This window comes from Vibrio genomosp. F10 str. 9ZD137, assembly GCF_049974785.1.
Classification (GTDB): Bacteria; Pseudomonadota; Gammaproteobacteria; order Enterobacterales; family Vibrionaceae; genus Vibrio.
In genome coordinates, this window is record NZ_JBNGCJ010000317.1 from 1 (window position 1) to 5,579 (window position 5,579).

The window sequence follows — 5,579 nt, forward strand, 5'->3', positions numbered from 1 at the left end:
ATGATAATACCCGATACGGCAGGCTGTCCGGTTTGAATCAGCATCACGATAAACACACCAAACAGTGCCGCTGCGTAGGCAATACCGAGATCTCTAAACACATCGACGGTGATTTTCCACTCCCCTTCACCACTCCAGACAATGTCGGTGCCTTTAGCTACGCTCCAGCTATCGCCAGCCCCATTGTTTAAATATGAGCGCTCATTGACGGGCACTGAATACGTTTGCACTGGCGTATCTTGATCGGCCATTACATCGGCAATGATCTCCCCAGGGACTCTTCCAGTGACTTCGGCGTACACATAAACAACGGGTTTTAGGTTTTTATGAAAGATAGGTTGATCCGTCTCTCGATTCACAAATTCTCCGAGTTCACTTAATTGAACCAGAGGTTTAGCGGCATCGACTAACCCACCATCTTGGCTATTTTTGATCGACGCTGTACTACCTCTTACGTAAAGTTGCAATAACGCGGATAACTGATCTCTATCACCTCTTGGTAATCGAATTGAAATCGCGAGCGGGTTCACTTCGTTCTGTTTTGCTAAGTAGGCTAAGGTGTAGCCTTGATTGGCGGACTGAAGTGTCTGATTGATATCCGCTACTGAAATACCAGATAACGCCGCTTTTTCTTGATCAATAATGAACTGTAACGTTTTGGATTCACCTTGAACGCTGGTATCGACTTCTGACACAAACGCTTCTCTTGATAACCGATTTGCTACCTGTTTTGCTTGCTCCTGCAATTGTGAATAGCTTTGGAACCCATTCCCGTACACTTCCGCAGTGATGGTGGAAATAACCGGTGGGCCAGGTGGCACTTCGACGATTTGAATAGCCGCATTATGCTTAAATGCAATGGCTTCGATGTCTGACCGTAGCCTAGTTACTATTTCGTGTGATTGCATATTCCGGTGTTTTTTATCGACCAGAACTATCCGTAGTTCACCTTGATAGGGCTGATTACGTAAAAAATAGTGCCTGACCATGCTGTTAAAATCCATCGGGGACGCTATTGCAGAGAAACCAGATACCGATTGGACTTCAGGGACAGTGATTAAAAAGTCCGAAAACTCTCGCAATACGTTCGATGTCGATACGAAATCGGTATTTTCGGGCATATTCACAATCAGTTGGAACTCATTCTTATTGTCGTAAGGCAGTAACTTTAAGGGTACCGAGCGAAACAAAGGCAGTGACGCTGCAATTAAAAAGAGTAAACCGACTAACGCCAGAAATCCGTGGCTTTTTTTACGACTTTGCAATAGTGGCAGTAACAACCGTTGGTATGTCTTAAATAAGAGTGTATTTTTGATCTGATAATGACCACGTTCTTCAGAGCCTTTCAGTATTTTTTTGGCAAGCCAAGGTGTTATGAAAAACGCGATTACTGTACTAAACACAACGCTTATCGGGACGTTGAAAGCCAACGGCGCCATATACGGCCCCATCATTCCAGTGATAAAGAACATAGGGGTAAACACAATCACAATCGCCACGGTGGACATGAGCAATGCGCTGCGAATTTCAGCCATTGCCAGCACAATGGCATCCGTTCGTTTGAGTTCTTTTCTCTTCAAATACCGTTCGATATTATCGATACTCGCGATAGGATCATCAACGATAAGGCCTAACGCCAAAATCAACGCGAATAAGGTCACTCGATTTATCGAGTAGCCGAACAGTAAATCCACGCCCAATGTCGCGCCATAACTGATAGGAATGGCAATACCGACAACAAGGGCACTGCGCCAATTAAGAAATAACCCGACAAAGACAACCACAGTCAGTATAGAAATACCTAAGCTAGAGATTAAGTTGGTGACTTTTTCATCGGCGGTTTGTCCGTAGTTTCGAATAATATCGACACCGATCTCTTCAGGAAACTGAGTGCTTTCTAATTCTCGTAACGTGGCTATGACGTCGTTGGCAACGGTAACGGCATTCGCACCTTTTTGCTTAGCTACACTGATAAAGACCGCAGGAACCTCTTCAGCGTCATTCAACGCCACTGAACGATACCAGGTATCACTTTTGGCTTCAGATGGGCCGTCATAGATATCAGCAACATCACGCAAATAAACAGGACGTCCGTTAATCACGGAGACCACAAAGTCTCCAAGCTCTTCCGAAGATTGAAACAGTTGACCACTTTCAAGAGAATATCGCTGACCCGAAGTTTGAATGTCCCCTGCTGAAGATTTGACATGAGTGAGTTGAAATGCTTGGGCAAGATCTGAAACCGTGACTTTGTAGTTGGCCATAGCCGTGGCATTGAGCGCCAATTCGATGGTTCTAGGTTGACCACCAATCACTGATACAATATTGGTATTGGGAACCGCTTTCAACGCTAGAGTCGCTTGTTCAGAAACTCGGCGCAAATCATCATGATCAAGCTGTTCCGCGTTTTTCGAGTAAACGGCAGCAACGACAATCGCTACATCGTCGATTTCGATAGGTTTAACTAACCAACGTTCGACAGTAGAAGGAATATGATCTTGATTAGAATAAAGCTTGTTATAGAGCTTAACTAAGGCTTCTTCGCGGTTTTCCCCAACATAAAAACGCACGATAACTTGAGCAGCTCCTTCCATTGATGACGAATAGACATATTCAACACCGTCAATTTGACTCAAGATTTTTTCAATCGGTTCCGTAATTTGATTTTCGACCTGACGGGCGCTTAAGCCTGGTGCATCGATTAACACATCAATCATAGGCACGACGATCTGTGGATCTTCTTCTTTTGGGGTCAACCAGAAAGCAGCAGCCCCAAAAGCGAGTGCGATGACCAATAAAATAGGAGGGAAAAAGCTGTTCATTACTCGATAGACGAGCGAATGTGAGTGTTCTTTATCCATAATCTAACTCCCTTAGATTGGCCTTCTAGTGAGATGCAAACTGCATCTCACTGCTCTGTTGATCAGTTAATCGTATCGGTGACTGGAGAAGGATCGATTTGTTGGCTTTGATCATCGCTTGCTTCGTTTTTATTGCTAATCCACAGTCGTCCTGCTAGGTGCTGACTACCTAATACGAAACCCACCAACATGCTCAATACAAACGCTAAAATTATATTTGAGCCCCCCGCTATACTGCTCATTGCTGGGCCTGGACAAATCCCAGAAAGCCCCCAACCCAAACCAAAAATGCTAGCGCCTACGATTAAATTACCGTCGAGGTTCTTTTTCTGTGGCAACGAAAATTGGCTGCCATTGATCGCGCTTGTGCGCTTTTTAATGATCAGATGATAACAAGGTGTAAACACGAAAAGCGCACCACCCATCACAAATGCGAGGCTTGGGTCCCAATCACCTGTCAGGTCCAAAAACGCAGTGACGACTTCCGGATCCGCCATTCCAGAGATAACCATGCCTGCACCGAAAAGCAGCCCAGAGATCAAGCCAACGATCATTCCTACTATTCTATTCACTGACATTATGCCCACCCTACTTGACGCTTTACCCAAACAACGATGATCGCTGTGATCATGAATGTGCATGTCGCCACAATGGATCTCACAGAAAATCGGCCCATGCCTACGATTCCATGCCCACTCGTACAGCCATTTGCCAGACGGGTACCAAACCCAACTAATACACCAGCGACAGCGACCAGCACGATGTTGTTGTTTGACACATCTGGAAGATCAAAGCCAAGTGGTGCAAGAATAACCGCACTTAATATTAGCCCAACAACAAAAGCGGCACGCCAGCTTGAATCGTGTTTTTTTGGATTTAAAAGCCCTCCAACAACCCCACTAATTCCGGCGACTTTCCCACTAAATAGCATCAATATTACGGCCGATAGCCCGAGTAACATGCCACCAAACAGTGACTCCCATGGAACAGCAAACGCCATATAAACCTCTATACAATTGAAAACAAATTTTGATTACCTGCTCAGCAAAACAGCCAATCAAAATGTATTTTTTAATTAACTGACAGCTCTGCAAAAAACGCTGTGAAGGCTATTAATCAATGCGTGCGCTCTTGGGTCCGCCAACGAGTAAAACACCTGCTGAGATTCCTTGCGAGAAGTAATCAAACCACATTTTCTCAGTACAGATAGGTGTTGAGAAAAAGCAGACTGGCTCAAATTTGAATGCTGCATCAGTTCGGCAACGCCCACTTCCCCTTCCGTTAAGTAACAGAGAACCATTAACCGCTCAGGGTGCGCCATCACTCTTAGTAAATTAGCGGCTTCCTCTGCTTGGCTTTGCATCTCTTTGATATCGAGAACCTGATTTTTCATAGCAATACTAACTCTCATTGGGCTTTGTTTAGATTCTACTAATAAATTTAAATTAGTCAATACTAATTTAGACCATTGCAATTTAGATAATTTAACATTAGTATGAGCTAATAGATAAATGGAAAGACATTACACAACGAATGGAAGGAACAAGATTATGACAATTGATAATGGTGTACGCGTACTGGCTGGCTGTATGATTCTTCTATCTGTGCTATTAACAGTCACTGTTCATAGTAATTTTGTTTGGCTAACCGTATTTGTTGGGATAAATCTGATTCAGAGTGCATTCACTGGTATTTGTCCTGCCGTATATTTTTTAAAAAAACTAGGACTACGCTAAGCGTACCTCGGAGAAAATAATGACAAAGATTCTAATTATTGGTGGCGTTGCTGGTGGTGCTTCTGCTGCGGCTCGCGCAAGACGATTAAGTGAAGATGCTGAAATTATCATGTTTGAACGCGGTGAGTTTGTCTCTTTTGCTAACTGCGGCTTGCCTTACCATATTGGCGGTGATATCAAGGAGCGTAATAAACTGCTGCTTCAAACCCCTGAGAGTTTCCTAGCTCGCTTTAACGTCGACGTGCGTACCATGAATGAAGTGGTTAGCATCGACCGATCGAGTAAATCGGTTACCATTAAGAATCTTCTAGATGGCACTGAATACATTGAAACTTACGACTTTTTACTGCTGAGCCCAGGTGCAGCTCCGATTGTACCGCCTATTTCGGGTATCCAGAACCCGTTGACGCACTCGCTGCGCAACATTCCTGATATGGATAAGATCCTAAACACATTAGCTGACAATAAACCTCAACACGCCACAGTCGTCGGCGGTGGCTTCATTGGCTTGGAAATGATGGAAGCTTTCCACCAGCTAGGCATTGAAACAACCCTCATTGAAATGGCGGATCAGGTTATGACCCCTGTTGACCGTGAAATGGCTGGCTTTGCTCATGCGGAAATAAAAAGCAAAGGCATAGACCTTAGGTTAGGCGTTGCGCTTGAAGCCGTTGATTACCAATCGACGAGCCAAAGCCTGATATTGAGCCTAAACAATGGCGAGCAATTAGAAACTGGCATTCTAATTATGGCGATAGGTGTTCGTCCGGAGACAACACTAGCGTCTCAAGCTGGGCTAAAAATTGGCGATCTAGGTGGCATTTGGACCACACCCACTATGCAAACCAGCGATCCGTCGATCTATGCCGTCGGTGATGCGATAGAGGAGCAAGATTTCGTAACGGGTTCTCAAACTATGGTTCCATTGGCTGGCCCTGCGAATCGTCAAGGTAGAATGGCGGCTGACAACATGCTAGGCCGC

At 44.7% G+C, this 5,579-nt stretch carries 6 protein-coding genes; 2 read left to right on the forward strand and 4 right to left on the reverse strand.

What is annotated here, in order from left to right:
- From ACP45E_RS06165 to ACP45E_RS06180, 4 genes are all read right to left on the reverse strand, one after another.
- The coding region (locus tag ACP45E_RS06165; protein ID WP_069584805.1) for an efflux RND transporter permease subunit at window positions 1-2,861 on the reverse strand (2,861 nt) is incomplete at its 3' end.
- A 62-nt stretch (window positions 2,862-2,923) separates the two neighbouring features.
- Window positions 2,924-3,415 (reverse strand): YeeE/YedE family protein, encoded by a 492-nt coding sequence (locus ACP45E_RS06170; protein WP_017033621.1) that lies wholly within the window; start codon window positions 3,413-3,415, stop codon window positions 2,924-2,926.
- A gap of 23 nt (window positions 3,416-3,438) precedes the next feature.
- A complete protein-coding gene (locus tag ACP45E_RS06175) occupies window positions 3,439-3,861 on the reverse strand; it encodes a YeeE/YedE family protein (protein WP_017033622.1) in 423 nt (140 codons plus the stop codon).
- A gap of 75 nt (window positions 3,862-3,936) precedes the next feature.
- On the reverse strand, window positions 3,937-4,254 hold the full coding sequence (locus ACP45E_RS06180) for an ArsR/SmtB family transcription factor (RefSeq protein WP_017033623.1): 318 nt from the start codon (window positions 4,252-4,254) through the stop codon (window positions 3,937-3,939).
- A 157-nt stretch (window positions 4,255-4,411) separates the two neighbouring features.
- Between ACP45E_RS06180 and ACP45E_RS06185 the strand changes: the two genes are divergently transcribed.
- Together ACP45E_RS06185 and ACP45E_RS06190 are read left to right on the forward strand one after the other, a co-directional pair.
- Entirely contained in the window at window positions 4,412-4,597 is a 186-nt protein-coding gene (locus tag ACP45E_RS06185; protein ID WP_017033624.1) for a YgaP family membrane protein, read from the forward strand.
- A 19-nt stretch (window positions 4,598-4,616) separates the two neighbouring features.
- A partial coding sequence (locus tag ACP45E_RS06190) for an NAD(P)/FAD-dependent oxidoreductase (protein ID WP_158008368.1) occupies window positions 4,617-5,579 on the forward strand: 963 nt, incomplete at its 3' end.

What these genes read in the sequence shown, in the direction of transcription:
- ACP45E_RS06175 (WP_017033622.1), bottom strand. Translation starts at nt 3,861, where the DNA reads ATGGCGTTTGCTGTTCCATGGGAGTCACTGTTTGGTGGCATGTTACTC.
- ACP45E_RS06185 (WP_017033624.1), top strand. Translation starts at nt 4,412, where the DNA reads ATGACAATTGATAATGGTGTACGCGTACTGGCTGGCTGTATGATTCTT.
- ACP45E_RS06180 (WP_017033623.1), bottom strand. Translation starts at nt 4,254, where the DNA reads ATGAAAAATCAGGTTCTCGATATCAAAGAGATGCAAAGCCAAGCAGAG.
- ACP45E_RS06170 (WP_017033621.1), bottom strand. Translation starts at nt 3,415, where the DNA reads ATGATCGTTGGCTTGATCTCTGGGCTGCTTTTCGGTGCAGGCATGGTT.